The 21868-nt window shown below is 47.6% G+C and carries 18 protein-coding genes; 10 read left to right on the forward strand and 8 right to left on the reverse strand.

Going from position 1 to position 21868, the window contains the following annotated elements:
- Positions 1 to 16 precede the first annotated feature (16 nt).
- Genes B7992_RS11545 through B7992_RS11555 form a run of 3 tightly spaced genes read right to left on the reverse strand, consistent with a single transcriptional unit; the run spans position 17 to position 3857 of the window.
- Positions 17 to 2500, reverse strand: a complete 2484-nt coding sequence (locus B7992_RS11545) for a hypothetical protein (RefSeq protein ID WP_141100454.1) — start codon at positions 2498 to 2500, stop codon at positions 17 to 19.
- 20 nt (positions 2501 to 2520) lie between these two features.
- Complete coding sequence (locus B7992_RS11550) at positions 2521 to 3231, reverse strand: hypothetical protein (RefSeq protein ID WP_088666330.1); 711 nt, start codon at positions 3229 to 3231, stop codon at positions 2521 to 2523.
- 2 nt (positions 3232 to 3233) lie between these two features.
- A complete protein-coding gene (locus B7992_RS11555) occupies positions 3234 to 3857 on the reverse strand; it encodes a TM1812 family CRISPR-associated protein (RefSeq protein ID WP_073161256.1) in 624 nt (207 codons plus the stop codon).
- Between the two features lie 192 nt (positions 3858 to 4049).
- Between B7992_RS11555 and B7992_RS11560 the strand changes: the two genes are divergently transcribed.
- The 4 genes from B7992_RS11560 to B7992_RS11575 all read left to right on the forward strand — a co-directional run bounded on the left by B7992_RS11560 (position 4050) and on the right by B7992_RS11575 (position 9346).
- Entirely contained in the window at positions 4050 to 5828 is a 1779-nt protein-coding gene (locus tag B7992_RS11560; RefSeq protein ID WP_088666331.1) for an AAA family ATPase, read from the forward strand.
- Between the two features lie 18 nt (positions 5829 to 5846).
- Positions 5847 to 6467 carry a chromate transporter gene (locus tag B7992_RS11565; RefSeq protein WP_088666332.1) on the forward strand — a complete coding sequence of 207 codons (621 nt, stop codon included), beginning with the start codon at positions 5847 to 5849 and terminating at the stop codon, positions 6465 to 6467.
- The gene (locus B7992_RS11570) at positions 6464 to 7078 is read left to right on the forward strand and encodes a chromate transporter (protein WP_088666333.1); all 615 of its coding nucleotides are present in this window, start codon (positions 6464 to 6466) and stop codon (positions 7076 to 7078) included. Before B7992_RS11565 ends, B7992_RS11570 begins: the two co-directional genes overlap by 4 nt.
- A 96-nt stretch (positions 7079 to 7174) precedes the next feature.
- Complete coding sequence (locus B7992_RS11575; RefSeq protein ID WP_088666334.1) at positions 7175 to 9346, forward strand: ATP-binding protein; 2172 nt, start codon at positions 7175 to 7177, stop codon at positions 9344 to 9346.
- Between the two features lie 10 nt (positions 9347 to 9356).
- On the opposite strand, the gene B7992_RS11580 is transcribed toward B7992_RS11575, so the two are convergent.
- Both B7992_RS11580 and B7992_RS11585 read right to left on the reverse strand, forming a co-directional pair.
- The gene (locus B7992_RS11580; RefSeq protein WP_073161252.1) at positions 9357 to 10568 is read right to left on the reverse strand and encodes a glycosyltransferase; all 1212 of its coding nucleotides are present in this window, start codon (positions 10566 to 10568) and stop codon (positions 9357 to 9359) included.
- A 1-nt stretch (position 10569) separates the two neighbouring features.
- Positions 10570 to 11049, reverse strand: a complete 480-nt coding sequence (locus B7992_RS11585; RefSeq protein ID WP_073161251.1) for a hypothetical protein — start codon at positions 11047 to 11049, stop codon at positions 10570 to 10572.
- Positions 11050 to 11089: 40 nt separating this feature from the next.
- Here B7992_RS11585 and B7992_RS11590 point away from each other — a divergent pair, with 40 nt between their 5' ends.
- Both B7992_RS11590 and B7992_RS11595 read left to right on the forward strand, forming a co-directional pair.
- Positions 11090 to 12964, forward strand: coding sequence for a DUF4954 family protein (locus tag B7992_RS11590; protein WP_254794964.1), 1875 nt, complete (start codon positions 11090 to 11092; stop codon positions 12962 to 12964).
- 3 nt (positions 12965 to 12967) lie between these two features.
- Positions 12968 to 13522, forward strand: a complete 555-nt coding sequence (locus B7992_RS11595; RefSeq protein WP_073237719.1) for a M48 family metalloprotease — start codon at positions 12968 to 12970, stop codon at positions 13520 to 13522.
- 70 nt (positions 13523 to 13592) lie between these two features.
- Here B7992_RS11595 and B7992_RS11600 read toward each other — a convergent pair whose 3' ends face one another.
- On the reverse strand, positions 13593 to 14624 hold the full coding sequence (locus B7992_RS11600) for a hypothetical protein (RefSeq protein ID WP_073161248.1): 1032 nt from the start codon (positions 14622 to 14624) through the stop codon (positions 13593 to 13595).
- 125 nt (positions 14625 to 14749) lie between these two features.
- Between B7992_RS11600 and B7992_RS11605 the strand changes: the two genes are divergently transcribed.
- Complete coding sequence (locus B7992_RS11605) at positions 14750 to 15751, forward strand: hypothetical protein (protein ID WP_249506461.1); 1002 nt, start codon at positions 14750 to 14752, stop codon at positions 15749 to 15751.
- A 507-nt stretch (positions 15752 to 16258) separates the two neighbouring features.
- On the opposite strand, the gene B7992_RS11610 is transcribed toward B7992_RS11605, so the two are convergent.
- Positions 16259 to 17677, reverse strand: a complete 1419-nt coding sequence (locus B7992_RS11610) for a Na+/H+ antiporter NhaC family protein (protein WP_088666335.1) — start codon at positions 17675 to 17677, stop codon at positions 16259 to 16261.
- 92 nt (positions 17678 to 17769) lie between these two features.
- Positions 17770 to 18675, reverse strand: a complete 906-nt coding sequence (locus B7992_RS11615; RefSeq protein ID WP_088666336.1) for an MBL fold metallo-hydrolase — start codon at positions 18673 to 18675, stop codon at positions 17770 to 17772.
- Positions 18676 to 18806: 131 nt separating this feature from the next.
- Here B7992_RS11615 and B7992_RS17180 point away from each other — a divergent pair, with 131 nt between their 5' ends.
- From B7992_RS17180 to B7992_RS11630, 3 genes are all read left to right on the forward strand, one after another.
- Positions 18807 to 20372: a sialate O-acetylesterase gene (locus B7992_RS17180; protein ID WP_254917693.1), complete on the forward strand. Its 1566-nt coding sequence runs from the start codon at positions 18807 to 18809 to the stop codon at positions 20370 to 20372.
- Between the two features lie 113 nt (positions 20373 to 20485).
- Positions 20486 to 21073: a fibrobacter succinogenes major paralogous domain-containing protein gene (locus tag B7992_RS11625; RefSeq protein ID WP_176421934.1), complete on the forward strand. Its 588-nt coding sequence runs from the start codon at positions 20486 to 20488 to the stop codon at positions 21071 to 21073.
- A complete protein-coding gene (locus tag B7992_RS11630) occupies positions 21073 to 21684 on the forward strand; it encodes a DUF1349 domain-containing protein (RefSeq protein WP_088666339.1) in 612 nt (203 codons plus the stop codon). The genes B7992_RS11625 and B7992_RS11630 overlap by 1 nt, the downstream gene beginning before the upstream one ends.
- Positions 21685 to 21868: the final 184 nt, after the last annotated feature.

Raw genomic sequence — 21868 nt, forward strand, 5'->3', positions numbered from 1 at the left:
GGATTTTTTTTTGTTTTCAGCCTAGATCGGATTTACTTGACGATGAGAATCCGCGCGTTTTATTGTTTTCAATATACTCAATACACTTGTAGATGGGAAGGCATTCCTTTTTCCAGTCACCACCATTACATCTTGTCTCTTTATATTTTTGAGAATCCAAAATTTTGAAAATTCTTGAAGCGCATTTATATTTTTCTTGTACATAACGAATCAGCGTGTCAAACAAGTTTTCTGCTTCATTTTGAAGATATATGTTCTGAAAGAAAACGTCATCGTTTTGAATTGAGGAATCTACAGGTGAATTTAGTCTAAATCCTACACGTTCTGCCCATAAGTCCGTATTTAAAAGAAGATGGAATTCTGATAGTGCTATAAGCAGGTTTTTCCAATTGGAAGGTTCTAATAATGCTTTTACATTTGCAAATTTGGTATGGTGAGAATAGGCGTTTCTATCGCGGTAAAGATAGCGCGTCTCTAGTCCCTTGCTGTTGATTTTTACCCAATCAAGAGAACCATCATCAAAGTATTCGTTGTCAGTTTCCCAAAGACATTTACATTGGATGGAACGCTCGAATCCATGGATAAAATAATCTTTTGGGTTTTGCGTACCTTCTTTTACAAAAGAACTTGATGTAAATGGATAGAATTTTTGGGCAAAGGTCTCTATCTTGAAACCGCAATCAATTTTCCTAAGTTTTTCATGATTCATTCTTGAATCATCATTGTACTTGCGAATTTCGTCAATCTTGTTTTGATCCTTCTCTTTTTTTGAAATATCCTTTATATCAATATGTAGCAAACTTTTCTGTTGTTCGCGAATGTAGTTGAGTTCGTTAACAATAGCGTCCTTGCTTGCGGGCTCAATTCGGGACAAATTGTAAGCGAGTAAGATAACGCTCCAGTAATCTTTTACCTTGTCTAAGGATAGGTTAACCTCGTTTTCTACGCCGATTTTTTTTAATAAATCATTGAACCATTTGTTAACCTTATTGATGTCCTTATATTCCTGATCCATTGTGGCATTACAGAAAGGAATAGACATTTTTTCGCGTTCAGAATGGGGTTGATATATGTTTTCATCGTTATCGTAGTATAGACCTATTTTATCAAAAATGACAAACCAAAGGAAATATTGAAGTAAATCTTTTTTCAGGCTTGTAGAATTATCTAGACCTAAATCAATATCTTGTTGTTGTTTCTGAATACGTAATATTTCTGCTGTTCTCGCTTTTTTTATTCGATCTTTGTATCCACCAAAAATATATTCCTTGCCTTGCCAATTTTTACTATCTAATTCAGCATTCTTTTGCGCTTCGAATTTTAGAGCATTGTCAATGAGCTTTAGATAGTGTTTTCTAAGTGTAAATGACTCTTCCTTCTCTTCCATAAAAAGGCTGGCGAATTCGTCAATATCCATCTCTTTGGAAAGCATATAAAGGCAGGCAAGGATTCCGTAGTTATCAGAAATTTCTTCCTTGAAAAGGTATATAATCTTTTCAAACAGCTGGGAAGGAGTTGTGTAATAGTCGTCCCTTTTGAAACCGGCGAATTTCATGGGGCGAGTTTGGCCTTCGAAATATTTTAAAGAATTAATGACGTCGACTTGTGCTCGGTGTTCATCAAGAGATTTGGCTATGGAATACTTGTTGAAGAAAACTTTTGCGACCAATTCTTCTACAAGATACTGCTTTGTGTCTGGTCTAATAATGCTGTCAATACATAACATTTCATAAAGTTCGTGAATGTCTATACATGGCAGTACCTCGTGCGTGTAGTCATTTTGAGCAATTCGCCTTTCCATGAAAGGAAGCTCTGTGTACATGAACTTCTTGTTCATGGTCTGCAAATCGCAGAAGATGTAGAAGTATTTGAGTAAAGTTTCATTTGTAAGAATATCAAATTTATTTAGATCTTCTGCATTATTGACATAACTAAAAAGAGACTTAAAATGGTGGTGCCAATAAACTATTTCTTTTAGTTTATATTTTTCCACCGAAAAATGACTAGAACAAATGTTGATATAAAAACCAAGTGCGTATTCAAAATGCTCCTTGGGCATATTTCCCTCCATTAGGGTATAACATGCCTGGGGCTTGTTTCCGTATTGTTTGTTTTGTTCAAAGAATTCTCGTTCTTGATCAATATTCTCATTCAACAACTGGTTATGGTGAATATACTGAATAGCGTCTAGAATCGATGCCTTTTGTGATTCTATGGTATCAGCTAAAAAGTCCCTGTCTTTGACTTGAATTGCTTTGGTAAAGAAGTAGAAGATAGCTCTTGTGCTAAAGATGAGGGCTACATTCTCGTTGGTAAAATCAGCCTTGTTTTCTTCTGATTCTTGCAGAACGTTGAACTGCTCGGAAACAGATTTCTTTACATCCAGCAGCGTTAAAGGCTGGTCCGACGACACCAAAATATCCTGCTTCGTGCGTCGAACTTCGGAGGACTTAATCATATCCTGTAAGAGGATTTGTAGATTTTTTAAAATTTTTTCCATAATATCTTTCACTTTGGATTTTATGTTCGGTTATTTTTCAGCGTTGACTGGAGATATGGCATTTTAGCCTTGAAACGAGCGATAATCTTGCTGGCGTTTGTCTTCTCAATGCCGTACTTGGCGGCCATTTCCTGTTGCTGCATACTTGGAGAAAATTCCTGACTTGCTACGGAAAGGAATTTGCATTTACCGCATAAATCGCCATAGTTGCCAAATTTGTAGAAGATTGAATTCAGATAAAGCGAAAGGAAAGGCCTGTGTCTCTCGTTCTCTCGCTCCCATGTACGGGTAATGGTGTCCAATATGTTGTCGTCAATTTGGATGGTCTCTGTGGAGTGGTGTTCCGTGGGTTCATTGCTGAGTGCTGTTTCGCTGTCTGCAATGGTGTCTTTTTGGATCTTCTTAAGATTTTCAGAATCCCCTACGATTGCATTTTGTCGCCCTTTAAGAATTGCATTTTTTAATGCGCTGTTTAGATAGTGAGAAAATTCGCTTTCTTTAGGATTGTAGTTGGCGAATACGGAAGTGATTGTTTTGGATATCTCTAAACCGGCGTTCTTGATATCATCCCGTTTCCAATAAAGAGGGCAATAATCTTTAAATACACGAGCCGCAAATAGCTTACTGATGGTAAGCCTTCGGGAGTCCATGTTAGAACGATTCTGTAAAGATTGATATTCTCTACAGAGTTCCTCAAGCTCTTGCAAAATGTTCAATTCCTTTTCGTTCATGGTTACATCTCAAAGAAATTGTCAATCATTTCCTTTGCAGTTTCTCCATTCGGAGCTTCCATGGATGCGGTAAGCGTATTCAAATAGTACAGGGAGGTAATGTCATAGATCTTCTGGGATCCATCGATGATATTGTTGTCGGAATCGTAGTTGATCTTGCCGTAAATAATGTTCTGGATGTTTGCGTTATAGAATTTCTCCGCAAAGGACAGGGTAGAAAAGAGCAGGATGGGTAGAGTCTTTTGCCCATAGGTGATATCCACAAGGATGTCTGCGCCGTCTTCTAGTTCGTTAATAAGCTTCCTGAATCGATTTTCATGGGTGCGAAGATCTTCGGAATATTCTTCGATGATTTCGTTGTATTGGATATTCGCGCCAATGCCTTGGTTCAACAGATCCAGTTCCTCATTAAAAAATCTTGAGTTTTCAAGGTAATTATTCTTGGAATCTTTGGTGATGAACTTTACGATTTTTACGGATTCTCCCTTTTTAAGGCTTTTTGCCAATACGGCGTTAATGGGGAAACGTACGTTGCCCTCGTATTCAATTTCGCTATTTCCATCCACAGGGTAATGTTTGGGATCAGATGCCTTTTTCATGGGGATATTCACAAAAACAATTTTCATTTTTTACCTCTAATCTCTATATAGAGTAAAAATAAGTCGCAGTTGACAAAAAATTGAATGAAAATTAAAAAATCCCTTTGAGAGTTGTTTTATTTGAATTTTTTGGAAGTTCTATTGTCTTACTTGCTTCTTTTAACTTAATAAGTTAAATTTTAAGTTAAAAAGCGATGAAGTGCAAAGGGGCGGAACATTATGGCAAAGAGCGTCGGCGGAATCACTTACAAGACCATCAACGGTAAGCGTTATGCGTATTACCAGTGGATGGAAGATGGCAAGCAGCGTTCCCGCCGCGTGAAGGATGAGGAACTGCCGTCGCTTTTAGCAGAGATAGAACAACGCAAGGCTAAGAAGGATGCCTCTTCGCTCACGAAAGGCTTGTTGCTTTGCGATAATGGGGCGGCTTATTTTGCTGGTGGAGCTCTTGTCGCCGTGACGAATGGCTCGGCTGGACAGTCTTTCAAGACGGATGTGAAGCTTGGCGCTGCCCTCACGAATTTTGCAGCCAATGTTTTGCAGTGGAAAAAACGCGATGGCTTTGAACGTCTGCGTGGTTACATTTATGGTCCTGGCAATGACCGTGTTTTCATTCTGTATGGGCTTCGCCGCACGGGTAAGACGACTTTGATCCGCCAGCTGTTTGGAGAGATGGCGCCTGGGGACTTGGTGAAGACGGCTTTCGTCCAGGTAAATTCAAGGAACAGTCTTGCGGACTTGAACGCTGATCTTAAAATTCTGGAGGGTGCGGGCTTCAAGTATGTGTTCATCGATGAGGTGACGATGCTTGCCGATTTCATCGAGGGGGCGGCCCTGTTTGCAGATGTGTTCGCTTCCTGCGGCATGAAGATTGTTCTTTCGGGTACAGACTCTCTGGGTTTTGTTTTTTCCGAGGATGAACAGCTTTACGACCGTGCGGAAATGTTGCACACCACATTTATTCCGTATCGCGAATTTGAGCGTGTTCTTGGTTTGAATGGTATTGACGAGTACATTCAATATGGCGGTACCATGAGCATGGGCGGCCGTGAATACAATAAGGACCGTTTTACCTTTGCGAATGTGAAGAGCGCTAACGAGTATGTGGATAGTGCCATCGCGAAGAACATTCAGCATTCCCTGAAGTGCTACCAGTACGAAGGTCACTTTCGTTCGTTGAAATCTCTGTACGAGGCGGGTGAGCTGACCAACGCCATCAACCGCATTGTAGAAGACATCAACCATCGTTTTACCTTGGATGTGCTGACCCGTGATTTTCGTTCCGGTGATTTGAGTTTGTCGGCAAAGAATTTGCGTAGAGACAGGTTCCACCCTACGGATATTTTGGACCGAGTGAATGTGGTGAAGGTTACTGCACGCCTGATGAAGAATCTTGATGTGAAAAATCGTCAGGAAATGAGCGTCGCTATTTCCCAGGACCATGTACGGGAAATTCGTGAATACCTTGACTTGCTGGATTTGACGGTTGACATTGATGTGGAAAACTTTGGGAATTTCAATCAACGGGAGCGATTGACCACGATTTCACAGCCGGGACTTCGCTATGCCCAGGCGAAGGCTCTGATTGATTCCCTTTTGCTGGACGATGCCTTTCGTAGTTGTTCACTGGTGGAGCGCAAGTCTATTGCAGAGCGCATTCTCAACGAAATCAAGGGCCGCATGATGGAAGAAATCGTGCTGCTCGAAACAAAAATGGCGCGACCTGATTGCCATGTTTTTAAGTTGCAGTTTGCGGTCGGCGAGTTCGATATGGTTGTTGCTGATCCTGAAAGCGCGACCTGCGAAATCTATGAAATCAAGCATTCCGAAATTGTGGCAAAAGAACAGTATCGCCACTTGAAGGATGCAAAAAAGAGCCGCGATACGGAGTTCCGCTACGGCACCATTGTAAGCAAGAACGTGATTTACCGCGGCGCGTCACAGGTGATTGATGGTATTAATTACTTGAATGTGGAAGAATATTTGCGCGAACTTTAGTTTTGCTAAATTTGTTCTATGCCCGAAAAAGTGCCTCAGTCAAAGTCCGCGCAGCATCCTTCACAGGATCCCGCACAGGCCTCAAATGACGTCGCGGTCTCCCGCAACATCTATCTCGACGCATTCCTGACTTTCTTCAAGATAGGGCTGTTTACTATCGGTGGCGGTTACGCCATGATTCCGCTGATCGAGGCGGAAATTATCGAGAAGAAGAAGTGGGTGGGCAAGGAAGAATTCCTGGACCTGATGGCCATTGCCCAGAGCTGTCCGGGTGTGTTCGCCATAAACATCGCCATCTTTATCGGTTTCCGTTTGCGTTGCGTGAAGGGTGCCATTGTAAGCTGTATCGGGACCGCGCTGCCCTCCTTCATTATCATTCTGCTGATCGCGTTGTTTTTCCATCAGTTCAAGGATAATGAAATCATCGCGGCGGCATTCCGCGGCATTCGTCCTGCGGTGGTCGCCCTGATTGCCGTTCCCACTTACAACCTGGCGAAGAAGGCGAAGTTGAACCGCTACACCTTCTGGGTTCCCATTGTGAGCGCCCTGCTGATTTGGCAGTTGGGAGTTTCTCCCATCCTGATCATTATCGCGGCAGGAATCGCTGGCTACATCCTGGGCCGCGGAGGCAAGAAATGATCTTCCTTCAGCTGTTCATTACATTCTTTAAGATCGGCCTGTTCGGGTTCGGTGGCGGTTACGGCATGCTCTCGTTGATTCAGCAGGATGTGGTGGTCAATCACCCCTGGATGAGTTCTGCCGACTTTACCGACATCGTGGCCATTAGCCAGATGACCCCCGGCCCCGTAGGAATCAACTGTGCCACTTACGCCGGCTATACGGCCCTGCAGAATACCGGGGCGGATCCTTGGGTATGCTTCCTGGGGAGCCTGGTGGCAACCTTCTCCCTAGTGCTGCCTTCCTTGATCCTGATGCTCCTGATCAGCCGTTTCTTTATGAAGTATGCCAATCACCCCAAGGTGCGATCCATTTTTGATGGACTGCGTCCGGTAGTGGTAGGTTTGTTGCTTTCGGCGACCCTGATGCTCATGAATGGCGAGAACTTTGGCAATCCCTTTGCTGATTTTGGTGGCGATCCCCTTCAGGCGAAGCAGTTTGCCGTGGCCGTGGCCCTTTTTGTGATTTCCTTTGTCTTGACCAAGGGTTTTTCGGTTGGACATCACAAAATAAAAGTCAGCCCTATAAAAATGATTGTCTTGACCGCCATTATTGGTGCAGTTCTTCTGTAAGTTGTTGTGTAGCACCACAAAAACGCCCATACTCCAACATGGCATATTGATAAATACAATTTAAAGTTGTATTTTCATAAACCGAGGTGATTGATTATGGACAAATCTTCAAACGTTTTAGATGAACAGGCTGCAGCAATAAAAGAGTTTATGTATCTGCTCAGCGGCTTTGACGGTGTTAATGTGACCATTAACGACCTTTTGAAGCGTTTGAATGAACATTACGATGCCGATCGTACCTGCATTTTCGAGGTGGACGGCAATAGTGATGTGTCCATCAGTACCTATGAATGGTGTAAGGAAGGACTCGTTTCTGTAAGGGAAAATCCTAGAAATGCGGCAAAGAGCACTTTCAGGAAGTGGGATGAGTATTTTAAGGATGAGACCGGTCTTTATGTAGAAGTCAACGAGGCTTTCCGTGCTGAAAGTCCTGAAGCCTATGACATTCTCTCCAAGTCTAACGTTCAGCGCCTGGTTGTATCTCCCCTCCTATATAAGAATAGCGTGGTGGGCGTATTGTCTGTGGAGAACCCCCATAGGAACAGCCGGCACCTGATACTTCTTTCCGTTATTGCTAGCGCCATATTCCGTGGTATCCAGTACTCCCGTGCCCAGAAGCAGGAGAAGGCTCTGGAAAAGCAGCTGGAAGACGATATTTCTGCAATTGGCGGTCTGGCCAGCGAATACAACCAGCTTATGGTAGTGGATCTGGAATCCGGTCAGTTTGACGCTTACATTGGCGGTAAGAAAGCTTCCAAGGAATTTATGGATTTCACCGGCCAGGGGACCCCGCTCTTCTACGATGGTTTTGTTACCGCCATGCAGTTCCTCTGCCATCCCGAAGATCTTGAACAGATGCTCAAGTTTAGCAGCAGGGATTACATTACGGAATGCCTGAAGGACAAGAAGAGATTCTCTACCAAGTTCCGCTGCCTGGATCTGGAACACAACTACATCTGGGTGAACTTCATTGTCATCAAGTTTGACGCCATCAACGAAGCTCCCACTAGAATTTCTGTGGGCTACGTGAATACCGATGCCGAAGTGGCAGCCGAGAACGCAAGACAGAAGCAGTTGAAGGACGCCTTGGAAAGGGCTGAAGCGGCCAACATCGCAAAGACCAACTTCCTGAGCAACATGTCCCACGACATCCGTACGCCCATGAATGCAGTCCTTGGTTTCGCAAGGCTGATGGAAGGTGTGGTGAACAATCCGGTGGTGGTGGCGGACTACCTGAAGAAGATCCGCTTCTCTGGCGAATACCTGCTGGCCATTATCAACAACGTTTTGGATCTTGCCAGTATCGATAGCGGAAAGGTTCAGCTGGACGAAGGCTTCATGGATGTGCTGGATGCCTCCAACAGTTTCGACGCCATTATCGAAGGTGAGCTGAAGAGAAAGAACATCAAGATTTATCCCACATCGGATATCAAGCACCGGTATGTGTATGCGGATTCCGCCAAGCTTCGCCAGATCATGGTGAACCTGGTCAGCAACGCCGTGAAGTATACCGGTGAAGGTGGCGAGATCCATCTTGAATTTACAGAATTGCCCTGCGATCGCGAAGGTTACGGCACCTATGTGACTACCGTCCGCGATAACGGTATCGGCATGTCCAAGGAATTCCAGGAAAAGATTTACGATTCCTTTACCCGCGAACGCAACACTACGGACTGCGGTATTTCCGGTACGGGTCTCGGCATGTCTATCGTGAAGAAGCTGGTGGACCTGATGGGTGGCCAGATCGAGATGGAAAGTGAACTTGGAAAGGGTACCACATTCCGTGTCATCAACACCCACAAGATTATCGATTCTCCGGAAAAGTTCCTGGAAAAGCGCCTTGGCCAGAACGAAGATAACATGGACTTCAAGGGTAAGCGAATCCTTCTGGCGGAAGATAACGAACTCAACGCCGAAATCGCCAGGACCATTCTCGAAGACCTTGGCCTGCTGGTGGATCATGTGGAAGACGGTGTCGAGTGTGTCAATGCTCTGGGTAAGTCTGAAATGGGCTACTACGACCTGATCCTCATGGATATCCAGATGCCCAACATGGATGGCTACAAGGCAACCCGCGTTATCAGGAATATGGAAAACCGCCTGAAGGCCAACATCCCCATTTATGCCATGACTGCAAATGCCTTTGAAGAAGACAAGAAGAAGGCTCTTGAGGTTGGTATGGATGGTCACCTGGCTAAGCCCATCGACGTGAAGCTCCTGATCAAGAACTTGACAGAAGGGTTTAGAAAGCCGGCCTGTTACGTCTAACTTTTATTGATTATTTAATGACTTTGTTGTAAACGGCAATCTGTCTCTGGATGATGCCGTCCCAGGTAAAGCAATCCTGGATTCGCTTGCGGGAACCTGCAAGGAGTTTCTGGACCAGTTCGGGTTCGGCAGCCAGTCGCTTGAAGGCGTCGGCCAGGGCGACCGGATCTTTTTCCGGAACTAGCAGACCACTTACGTTGTCTACAACTACGTCGGGAATTCCGCCTACGTTGCTTGCCACGATAGGGAGTCCCAGTTCCATGGCTTCGATCAATACCACACCCAAACCTTCGGTGTCACCCTTGTGGTCTACGATGGCGGGTAGGGTAAAGACATTGGCGTTACGGTATTCCGCTTCCAGGTCTGCAGGAGAAAGCTTACCTGTAAAAATGATGTCGCAGTGTTGACCTGCGCTCTCGTCTAACAGAGCCGCCTGCTTTTTCAGTTCTTCGGTCAGGTCGCCTACTCCGACGATACGGATTTCGAACTTGTCTGCAGGCAAGTGTTTGGCGGCCTCGATCAGGTAGCAGATCCCTTTACGTTCAATATGTCTACCCACGAAAAGAATCTTGAACTTTCCGCTGACTGGGTGCATCTGATTCTCGGGCTTGCCGTCCCTCTCGTCTGAACCAAGCGTTGTTCCGTAGGGGCTCCATTCCACGTTCACGTTGCGGATGGCCTTGATCTTGCCTGCGGTAAAACTGCTGTTGGCAAAAACAGCTTGCGCTTGACCGATTGCAAATTTCAATAGGGGCTTCACCCATTTCTTCTTTCGGATCAGAAGGAGTTCCGCACCATGAAAGTTCAGCACCAGGGGAATCCTAAAAAGCTTGGCGGCGCCTAGGGCGATGTAGGCGTGGGGGAAGGGCCAGTGGGCGTGAATCACGTCCGGTTTCCACTTGCGGCAAAGGCTGATGCAGCGGAAGAAACCGCTGATGATATAGGGAATTGCCAGAAGCTGCAGCCAGGGCTTGGAGGCCATCTTGCTGGGGGCGCCTTCTTCGTGGGTCAGCATTTCCCAGTCCTTGGGGGCGTAGCGGAATCGGTTGACCGGCACGCCGTCAATTTCGTGGCTCTTCAGACCTTTGTATGTAGGAGCAAGTACTTGTACGTCGATGCCCGCTTCTTTCAAGTGGGCGATAGAGGCTCGGAGCCAGGGGACTTCGGCGTCTTCATGAAAGCGGGGATAGACTGAGCCGATGACAAGAACTTTCTGGACCATCTTAACCTGTGATATCTGCGTTGACGACATTCATGGTGGTCGTGTCGCCAGAAACCTGGATGCAGGTTGGGTAAACGATGGGCTTTACGACGCTGTTCAGCAGCTTGTTGACCTGATTGAAACCCATGGTGGATCCCATCTGTTCGATACGGCCCCTCACTCTGTTCCAGCCTTCGATTTTAGAATCCAGCAAGAGCATGCCTAGTCCGGATCCCATTTCCAGGAAACCGATAATGTCGCTTCCGCGATTGCTCTTGTGCAGGGAGGCTAGGAAGACTTCCCAGAATTTATCGTTGGCTTCGTCGCTGCCCAGTTCCTTGCGAACGGTTTCGAAGTCAAATTCGATATACACGAAAGAACTGTTATCCTCATCGCTACGGATAATTTCTTCTTGGCAACGTCTTTCAAAAATTTCTTCTGTGTAGATAGAAATATCGTATTTGTGTTTTCCAATCAAATTGAATAGCAGGTCTTTCATCATCGGCACAAATTTAGGCTATTTTTGTGCCATGCAACGACTGTTGAAATTGAAAAAAGTGCTGAAGAATAGTGTTTTGGCTGCTGCCGTTGAAAACTTCAAGGCAATTAAGGCAGCCACTTCCAAATATCGCCCGTTGACTCCCGAAGAAATTCAGATTCTGGAAGGTAACGGCAACCGTTCTGAATCTTGGGATAAGGTGATGGTGGAACCGGATTTCGATGCCGGTCGTATTCATCGGTCCATTTTTGTAGGTGAGGTGTACCTGCCCCGCTTTTTTGGAACTTTGTTGCTCCCGGGTGACGTTTCGTTCCCGACAGGTGTCTATGACAGCATGGTCCATGGTTGCATTATCGAGAATGCGCTGATCTATAAGGTGGCCATGCTTAGTAACGTTCTTGTTCGCAGTAGCGCTGTCATACACAACGTAGGTTCCATTGTTAGCAGTGGAAAGATCAGCTATAAAATCGGTTCGTCCATGTCTGTGGGTAACGAGATGGGTGGCCGCTCTGTTCTGGTGTTCCCGGAAATTACCATGGACCTTGTGGATGCCCAGCTTTTCCACAAGGCCGATGCCGAAGTGAATAAGGCCTTTGCCGAACAGCTGGCCGCCTACCGCGAAGAGATGGATCTTCCCTTTGGTCTGGTGGGTAAGGGCGCTGTCGTAAGCAATACCAATATCATTCGTAACAGCTGGATTGGTTCCCACGCCCGTATCGAAGGCGCTTCCAAGATCAGAAATTCTGTGGTGCTCAGTTCTCTGGAAGATCCCAGCCACGTTTATGACTCCGTGATTCTTGAAAACTCCAATGTGCAGATGGGCGTTACCATCCACACCGGTGCCGAAGTTCAGGGATCCGTTCTGATGAACCGCGTGAAGGTGGCTTGCAAGGCCATCGTCAAGTCTTCTATTATCGCCCCCTGCTGCCATATCGAAGAGGGTGAGGTCAACAGTTCCTATATGGGTCCCATGACCCAGATGCATCACCATTCCCTGTTGATTGCTGCTCTCTGGCCCGATGGTTGCGGCAACCTGGGTTATGGCGCCAACGTGGGTAGTAACCATACCGGCCGCATGCCCGATCAGGAAGTGATGCCTGGTCAGGGGATGTTCTTTGGCCTGGGCGTGAACATCAAGTTCCCCGCCAACTATCGCGAGTCACCGTTTTCGTTGATTGCCACCGGCGTGACCACCATGCCCCAGCGTTTGAAGTTCCCCTTCTCCCTGGTGCGCCCCGGCGATCCGCAGCTTATGGGTGTGCCTGCACGCCTGAACGAAATTGTACCGGGCTGGAACTATGCCCGCAATGCCTACGCCCTGGACCGTAATGCCTATAAGTATTCCGTTCGCGGCAAGGGTATTATTCCTGTCGGATTCTATAGCATCTTTAGCCCCGAAACGGTGCGCTATGTTTACGATGCCTATTGCCGTTTGCAGGTGTCCACTATTCGCGATGTCTACACCAAGGAACATATCGATGGCCTTGGCGAAAACTTTTTGCGTGAACGAGTACGTCAGCAGGCTCTGCATACTTATGCGGAATATCTGGAACGTTACGTCCTGGATGCCATCATCAACTTTGTGGCGGGCGATGCCAATTTGCAGATGCAGCCGGTCAAGGAACTGCGCCGCCTGATTATGACGGAAACTGAAACCAACAAGGATGTTGTCCGTGTGGTGCCCCTGCCCGAAACTCTGGAAGATCTTCTGAAGCGTTACCGCCAGCTAGAAAAGGACTGGTTCGAACGCGTGTCTCACGGTCTTGACAAGGATAACGAACGCGGTCGCGAAATCTTTGACGACTACGACGATGCCCATCCTGTGGACAAGGGCTTTACGGAATGGGAAAAGGCCCGCGTCGAAGAGAAGCTGCGTAAGCTTACCTCTGTGGCTAAAGTTTCAAAGCTTGAGGTCTAGCCCATGATGGTGGCCCTCTGGATTTTGCTTGCTGTGGAGGTGGTGGCCCGTGCTGTTCTCGAAGTGCGTGAAGCCCGCCTGACGCAGGTGAAGGCTGGCGCCTTTGGGGTGCTTCGCCTGATTCCTCTGGTGAACGATATTGTACCATTGCCCGAAAGCCGCAAGGAACCTCTGGTCGGGAACTTCGTGAAGTTCCATGAAGAAGCTCACGGTGTTTATCACCACAGTGTTTTGCGGAACCTTTTCAAGGTGGCGGTGCTTATGCTTGCGGTGGGTCTGTTGGCCATGCTGATGGGACGCTACGGTTTGCCTCTGTGGGCGGCTATCCTCTGGCTCCATGTGGTGGCGGTTCCTGGCCGCGTGCTGTTCCATTTCTATTGCTGGAATCAGGAATACGAATGCGACAAGTATGCTCTGGAAGCGACTGACAAGCAGGTGGCTAAAAAGGCGCTGCGCGAACTTGCCTCTTGCGAGATTCCGCATACGATTCTTTTTTCGTTAATTTATCGTGAACATCCGTCTGCAGCGTTGCGGAAGAAAAGACTGCTGGGCCGTTAAACGTCGGGCTGCCAAAGTCTCGCCTAGGTGAGATTCCAAATCGCTTGGCCGCTTGCGTTTAGTCGATCCCCTAGAACTTTCGGGAAAAAGTCGCCATGATGACTTTTGTGCCCCACTCGCTTCCGATTCTTTCCTGTAGAAGTTCCTCAGTGACTTCGTAATGGTAATTCCTGTATTTGCGATCCCTGGAGAAGTTTGCCATGATCATGCCATTCCATTTTTCGTTAACCTTTATGCTCAGCATGGGCATGATGCTAAAGGTCTTGAAGTAGGGATCATAACCATCGTAAACTTCGTCAAATTTGGTGGACCTTAAAAATCCGCCTACACCGGCGTTGACCATGAGCATGGGGAATCGCTGGAATGGCAACATATAAATTAATGTTCCTCCATACCGGTAGCGGTATCCGTTTGCAGAATACTCCGAACCGCATTTCCAGATTTCACCCTCTTCGGCATTGGTGTACTTGGTAAAGGTCCAGTTGGCGTTTGGCCTCAATACAATCCTGGTCCATTTGCTCCTGGGCAAAAAGGCGATCAAGGGAATGGTGGCGCCTACTCGGTATTTGATTCCGTAGGAAAAAGCCGTCATGAACATATCCCTGTCAAACGCACCTTCCTCAGCATTGTATACGCCCATGAAGGTGGCGTAACTTCCGTAGTTGAAGGAGGAATGGATGTTTGCGGATATGCCCAGCTCCAACAAGTGGATTGCTTCCAGGGTAATGTCGCTGTTGAATCCCAGGTCCATGATGCTCAGGTTTGAACCCACCATTCCTTTCAAAGTCAGCAGTTTGCCCAGATCCTTTTCGGCACGGAAATCGCTGTTCCAGGCAATGGGGGTTGCCAGCGGGAAGAACGGCCAATTGTGCAGGGATTCCGAATTGCGGAGCGCCTTGTGAGTCAGTACAAAGGCTGCCCAGGTAAAGTTGTGGTTTACGCTGGTTCGAAAGCTAGAGTCAATGGCCGCCTCGGTCTGGACCGTGGCTGTTTGGGCGGAATCCGTTTGCGTAGAATCTGTCTGCGCGCAGGCGGGCACTCCCCAAAAAAGGGTGCAGCCCAATAGCGCAATTGCCAGCTTCTTGAAAACAGATCCATTCATAACGTAGTTCTTTCAATCTAGCTTTTTCTTTCCCGAGTCCACATTTTTGGGTTGGCTTGCCATAGTCGAAATTTTGTATATTCCTTGAAGAATATTGAAATCGCGGTTTTGGAACGCTAATTTTTATGAAGAACATTATTTTGGTACGTCGTTTTTCGCTGATTGCCCTGCTGGTATGTCTTGTGGCTTCCTGGAGTTTCGCCTTCGATGTAAGTGTCAAGGCCAACGTGGATAACGCCCAGGTGTTTATCGGTGATATGTTCAATTACGAAATCTCCGTGACCGCTCCCGAAAACGCCATTGTGGATTTGCCCAGCTTCGTAGGAAATCTCGGTAGCTTCGAAGTGAAGGAAATGAAGAATGAACGTATTACCGAGGGTATGCCCAAGGGCACTGCAAAATTTACCTGGCTTGCAACGTTGAACACTTTTGTCGGCGGCGATTTCATGATCGCTCCCCAGCAGGTGTTGGCTGTTGTGGGTAGCGATACCGTGCGCACCAATACAGACCCCGTGGCCGTGAAGGTTGCTCCCCGCACCACCGGCGAAGAAGAGGACATCCTGGAAGTGGAAGACCCCATGGCTGACCCCCGCCTGCCTCAGTGGCTGTATATTTTGCTGGGTGTACTTGGTGCCATCTTGCTGGTGGTGGCTGGCTGGCTCCTGCACAAGAAATTACGCAAGCAGGGTGCGGCTCCCCGTCTGCCGCCTTACGAAGAAGCGGTCTTGGCTCTCAAGGAACTTCGCGTTCGCAATTACCTTGCCGAAGGAAACCAGGGCGACTACTTTATGTCTATGGGCTTCATTACCCGCCGTTACATTGAACGTCGCTTTGGCGTAGAAATTCTTGACGCTACTGTGGCGGAACTGAAGCAGCGCATGGCTCACGTTTCTGGCCTCCCGCAGGCTTACAAGGAATCTGTTGTAACTCTGGCTGTAGAAACGGAACCCGTCAAATTCGCCAAGATGAAATTGGACGGCGAACGTTGCCGCTTCTGGGATGAATGGGCCGACCGTCTGGTTGAAGATACCAAGCCCACTCCCGAAGAACAGCAGGCCGAAAAGGAAGCCTTGAAAGCCGCTCTCGCCAATGTGAAGGCCGCCAAGAAAAAGTCCAAGAAGAAATAGCCCCGCGAGGGAACAAGGCTTCGTGCCATTCGCTAAATTCGAAAAGCGATTTTAAAAAGTCAGATTTTCATTTTGAGGTTACTAAATGGGCAAGAAAAGTTCATTTAGTAACCTTTATTTTGTATAAATTAATTATTTTATCTACTTTGATGAGGAAAAATACGTTTTTGGGGTTACTAAAAAGGATAAAAAATAGATAGTAGTAACCTGTGCACCTTGTAAAATAGCTCGTGAATGTGGTTCTCATTTTGAATAAACTAAAATTGGGGTTACTAAATCGTATTAAAACGCTTGTTTAGTAACCTATTTTTGAAAAAAGTCCCAAAAAAAAACGGTCGGCGCCGAAGGGCCGACTCGTTTCTATCTCAGCAGGTCCCGCAGGCCCCGCGTTCCGGTTAACATCCGGTCTATGTCCATAATATACGGCAGAATGTTCGTGGACGCAAGGGGGAGTGCTGCAAATCGCTATTCCAATGTGGAATTGCCAGGATCGCGCGAAAAGCGGCCTTAGACATTCTTCTTTCTCTTGGGGGAGATGGCGATAAAGGCCAGCACACTGATCAAGAGCAGGAAGGGATAGAACATGTAGGGGATGATGTCGAAGGCGCTGACGTTCACCGCTTCGACACCGTTGACCACTGCTTCGACACCGTTGACCACTGCGCCGGCTGCGGTATTTGCGGTTGCTGCCGATGCGATGGCGGAAAGGGCTACCAGCATCTGGGCACCGTAGGGGAGCAGACCTTGCAAAATGCATCCGAAAATATCCAGGAGGGAGGCGGTCTTTTGCGGGGAGATTCTGTATTCGTCGCTCATCTGCTTGGCGATGGGAGCCGCCATGACGATGGCTACGGTGTTGTTGGCAGTGGCTACGTCCATGGCGCTGACCAGAAGGCCTACGCCCAGCTGACCGCTTTTGTGACCCTTAAATACCTTGTGAATGAAATCCAGCAATGCGGCAAAGCCACCGTGAATGCGGATAAGTCCGCAGAGGGCGCTGACCAAAACGGCTACCATGATGGTTTCGTACATGCCGGAAATTCCATTGCCGATGTTACCTAGCAGACCTACGAAATTCAGGTTACCACTACCTACCATAATGGCGGCTGCGGCGACGATGCCCACCAGCAAAACAGCAAACACGTTAATGCCAGTCAAAGCCAATGCCAGAACAAGAACGTAGGGCATCAGCTGGATCAGCTTGTAGTCGGCGCTTACTACTTCGTGGGCGTCGGTGGCGAAGGAGATGGCTGTAATAATCACGATGGCTGCCAAGGCGGCAGGCAGGGCTATCCAGAAGTTCACCTTGAACTTTTCCTTCATGGCGACGCCCTGTGTGGAGGTTGCCGCAATGGTCGTGTCGGAAATAAATGAAAGGTTGTCGCCGAACATGGCGCCTCCAATGACGGACGCCACACAGAAGGGAATGCCGAATCCTGCGGCTCCTGCCACTTCAATGGCGATGGGGGAGACCACTGCGATGGTGCCGACGGACGTTCCCATGGCGGTAGAGACGAATGCTGCTACCACGAATAGGACGACGACTGCAAATTGCGCAGGAATGAAATCCAAAAGCAGGTAGGCTGCGGCGGATGCGCTGGAGCGGCCGAGGATTCCCGCGAAAATGCCCGCGCACAAAAATACCAGAATCATGAGGAAAATGTTTCGGTCGCCAAGTGCGCCTGCCATCACGTTCATCTTCTTGTCAAAATTCAACTTGCGGTTCTGAATGCAAGCCACAAAAATGGCAATCAGGAAAGCAGCTACAATGGGGATGTTGTAGAAGCCCATGGGGACCTTCAGGACGTATTCAAAGGTGATGCCAAGTCCAAGATAAAGCACTAGGAAGATGGCGATAGGCAAAAGGGCCTTGGGATTGCCCTTGATGTTTTCAAGATTTTCGAGGGAAATACTTTCGTTTTTCATGTTCAATAAGATAGTATTGTTTTTGATTATTTGTTTAAAATCGTCATCCTGAACGTAGTGAAGGATCCATATCCTTGAGTGTAGCCGAAAGGCTAAATTTCTATTTCCAAGCCCGTGTACATTTGCTCTGCGCGGTCTCCGAGAACGTCCTTCAGAATTTCGTAGGCGCGATCGCCAGTGCAGTGGCCTGTATAAATTTTCTGGACATCCAGTTCACGGAGGCGGTTGGCAAAGTCGCGTACGCGGGAATCGGGAGTCTTGTAAAGATGGAACCCGCCCAAGATTGCGTAAATCTTTTTGCCGGGGAAGGCTGCCTGAATTTCCTTCACGATGTTGTCGGCTCCGCCGTGGCTGCAACTGTTCATGATGAACAGGCCCTGAGGAGTGTCGAAGACAAGGCTCTGTTCGTGATTGAAACTGTCGGGAATGTATTTTCCGTTCAGCTTGATGGAGAGACCGTTGCGGGCAGCGATGGCGGCGCGGTTTTCTGCGCTGAATATTGTGTCGTTGTGACCTACCAGAAAAACGCCCGGCAGGATTTCCGTGGGACTACTCGCGGCTTCGCGAGAAGATCCGCCCACAAACTTGATGCGTTCGCTGTAGCGCTTGAGCCATCCGCGGTGTATGCCGATATATTTCTGATAGGAAAACAGCTTGAGGAACTTGTGCCTGCTGTAGCAGTTTTCGCCGGCACCTTCCCGCAGGTAAAAACAGGCGTGGTCATTTGCCTTGAGAAAATCTTCCATGCCACCGGCGTGGTCATAATGGGCGTGGCTTAGAACGCCTGCGTCAACGGTGCTTAAATCTACTCCCAGTGCAGTTGCGTTTTCTGCAAAGTTTGCTGACGCTCCGGTATCCAAAAGAATTCGATGACCATTGAATTCAATGAATGCGGAGAGTCCCCATTCCGGCGTCAATGCGTCGCAGGAACAGACTTCGGTTTTGGCACCTGGATTTCCCGAAAATTTACGATTGTCTATAAGAACTGAAATTTTCATCCTGCACAATGATAAAAAATATGTCCCTTGAAAAGTGCCGGACCTCGTGGATAATTTGTCCAGGAGAAGTTCCATATATATGGGCATTTTGGTCGCGCAAAAGGGTATCTTAGGGTTGTATGGGTACCAATATGAAAAAATTGATTTTGTCCTTGGCTGCGGCGGCCACTTTGGCGAGTGCTGCGCCCGATCCGAATTTCCACATCTACATTGCCTTTGGCCAGTCCAATATGGCGGGTGCCGCAGGCGCTGCAGAACCAGAAACAAAGCCTTATCCGCGATTTAAACTTTTGCCTTCTATGGATTGCCCCGCAAAGGGTCGCACCATGGGTGTCTGGACCGATGCAACTTCCCAGTTGGCAAACTGCGATAATCCTCCCAGCATTTCTGTTGCAGATTATTTTGGCCGCACCTTGGTGGATTCCTTGCCCGATGTAACCGTTGGAATTATTTCAGTTGCTGTGGGTGGTACTGCACTCAAGTTGTTCGATAAGGACAACTGGCAGGCTTATCTCGAAGATCCTGATCGTCAAAAGGAAAACTGGATTATTAACTGGGCCAAGGCTTACGATAGCAATTTGTACAAGCGAATTATAGACCTTGCAAAGATTGCCCAGAAGGATGGTGTCATCAAGGGTATCATTGTTCACCAGGGTGAATCGGACTGGAACAATAACCATTGGGCCGAAGACCTCAAGAAAATTCGCGATGACATGCTGACCGATCTTGGACTCAGTTCTGATACCGTGCCGCTGCTGGCTGGCGAAATGCGTGAAGATGGCTGCTGCAGGGGCTTTAGCACAAGTCAGGTGCAGCGCATTACCAAGGTGATGGATAATGCCTGGCCGGTTTCTTCATCTGGTCTTGGAAGCGCTGGCGATAGCTATCATTTTAACCGCGCCGGTTACATTGAATTTGGCAAGCGTTACGCTAAGGTGATGCTGGAACATATGAACCGTGCTCCTGTCGAGCCAATGCCTCAGCAGCCGTTTAAAGGTGTGGCGGCGACTATTCCCGGAAGAATCCAGGCGGAAGATTTTGACATTCCCGGCGTAGGTTCCGGTAACGATTCCTACAAGGATAACGATTCTGAAAATCACGGCGACAGCGGTTACCGCAAGGATACTGGCGTTGACCTTTATAAGAAAGGCGACAAGGTTGTGGTGGGCTACAACCAGGAAGGGGAATGGCTGGAATACACGGTGAAGGTTGCAGAAACCGGCAAGTACGATGTATTTGCTTCCGTAGCTTCCGCCAACAATACTTCCAGTTTCAAGCTTTCCATGGATGGCAAGGACATTACGGAATCCATTGCGGTCCCCAAGAATGAGGGCAAAGACAACTACGATGATTTCAACAGTGTTACTGCGGCCAGTGGCGTGAACCTCACCGAAGGTGAACATGTCCTGCGATTCACGGTAACGGGCAGCTGGATGGATATCGATCACATTACGTTCGCTATACCCGATGATCCCATCACTCCTCCTGATTCCAGTGTTGGAATTATCCGTAGCTATGCAATGAATGCTGCTTCCAAGAATTACCGAGTCTTTGATTTGATGGGCAAGGTCCTTGGCAGTGTCCGCGTGGATGGCTCCGCTTTTGAAACGAGCCTGAAGACTGCAGGGTATAACAAGGGCGTTTACCTGCTGCAATCCGCTGATGGAATTAGGCGAACGGTCCGATTGAATCGTTGATAAAAGCTCATGTTCCTGATGATTGAAGTCATGCCGATGAAAATCGGCATCGGCTTTTTTTATTTTAATATCTGATGATGAAATTTCGCTTTGGCATATTTGTATTCCTTCTGATGAGTTTGCAAGTATTTGCGCAGGACATCTTAAAAGATTCCCGAGATAATCAGGAATACAGGACGGTAAAAATTGGTTCCCAGGTTTGGATGGCGGAGAACCTGAGCTTTGCCGCGGAAGAAAGTTGGTGCTATACCCGCTTTGGTTATGATTGTAGAAAGTACGGCAGATTTTATAACTGGGATGTGGCGAAGAACGTCTGCCCCGCCGGTTGGCACTTGCCTACTGCCGAGGAGTTCGATCTACTATTTGAATCGGTAGGTGGCCGCGATTCTGCCGCAGTCAAGTTGAAATCCGCCGATGGCTGGAACCATTACGGTAACGGCTCCGACGAGTACGGCTTTAACGCAACGCCCTCGGGTTTCCGCGATTACCGCGGTCGCTTCGATCGCCAAACAATGTACGCTTATCTGTGGAGCGCCACGGAAGAGGGTGTGTCGCAGGATGGCACAAACTTGCAGGATGGTGATGCCGCGCCCAGCAAAAAAGCAATCGGCGTCCACATGATGGCTGGCCGCAAGGATGCTTCCGTTTATCCCTACGGAAAGGACTTTGGACTTTCTGTAAGATGTGTGAAGGACAAGTAATGAAGATTAATGCAAAAGATTGGTTCTGGACTAGGGCTTCGAAAAAGTTTTCCATTACGGATGATGTTATTGAAATCATCACGGAACCTCATACGGACCTTTGGCAAAGAACCTATTATCATTTCCGAAATGATAACGCACCGGTTCTTCAGATCAAGACTGCAGAGAAGTTTTTCTCTTTCGTCGTGAAGACTTCTTTCGAAAGCAAGAAGCGTTTTGATCAGTGCGGCGTGGCCATGTATCTGGATAGCGAAAACTGGCTGAAGGCTTCCATCGAATACGAGAATGAAAAGTTCCAGCATCTTGGAAGTGTTGCTACCAACATGGGATATTCGGACTGGGCTACCACCGCAATCAGTGCCGATATTAAATCCATGTGGTATCGCTTCAGCCGTCGCGAAAATGATTTCTGCATTGAATGTTCCGAAGACGGTTCCAACTTTTCACAAATGCGAATTTGCCACATGTGGAAAGCTACCGACGAAATCCAGTTTGGCATTTACGCTTGCAGTCCCGAGGATTCTTCCTTCAAGGCGACCTTCATGGATATGGAATTGACGGAATGCAAATGGCTTGCCCACGACGGACAAGCCCCAGACGAAAAAATCTAGAACGCTCCTTAAACCGTTCTTCCGCCCCACTCTTGGGAGTGGGATCTTTTTTTATATCTCCCCTAAAGGGGATCATGCGCACTAAGGAATAAATTCCTAAGTGCTGTCCGTCCTCGACAAGGGCCCAAGAGATCAATCTCAAAAGGGAAATGCGTTCTTCAGGAAAAAAGTGAAAATACTCAAA

The sequence above is a fragment of the Fibrobacter sp. UWH1 genome, from assembly GCF_002210365.1.
In the GTDB taxonomy this organism is placed as follows: Bacteria; Fibrobacterota; Fibrobacteria; order Fibrobacterales; family Fibrobacteraceae; genus Fibrobacter.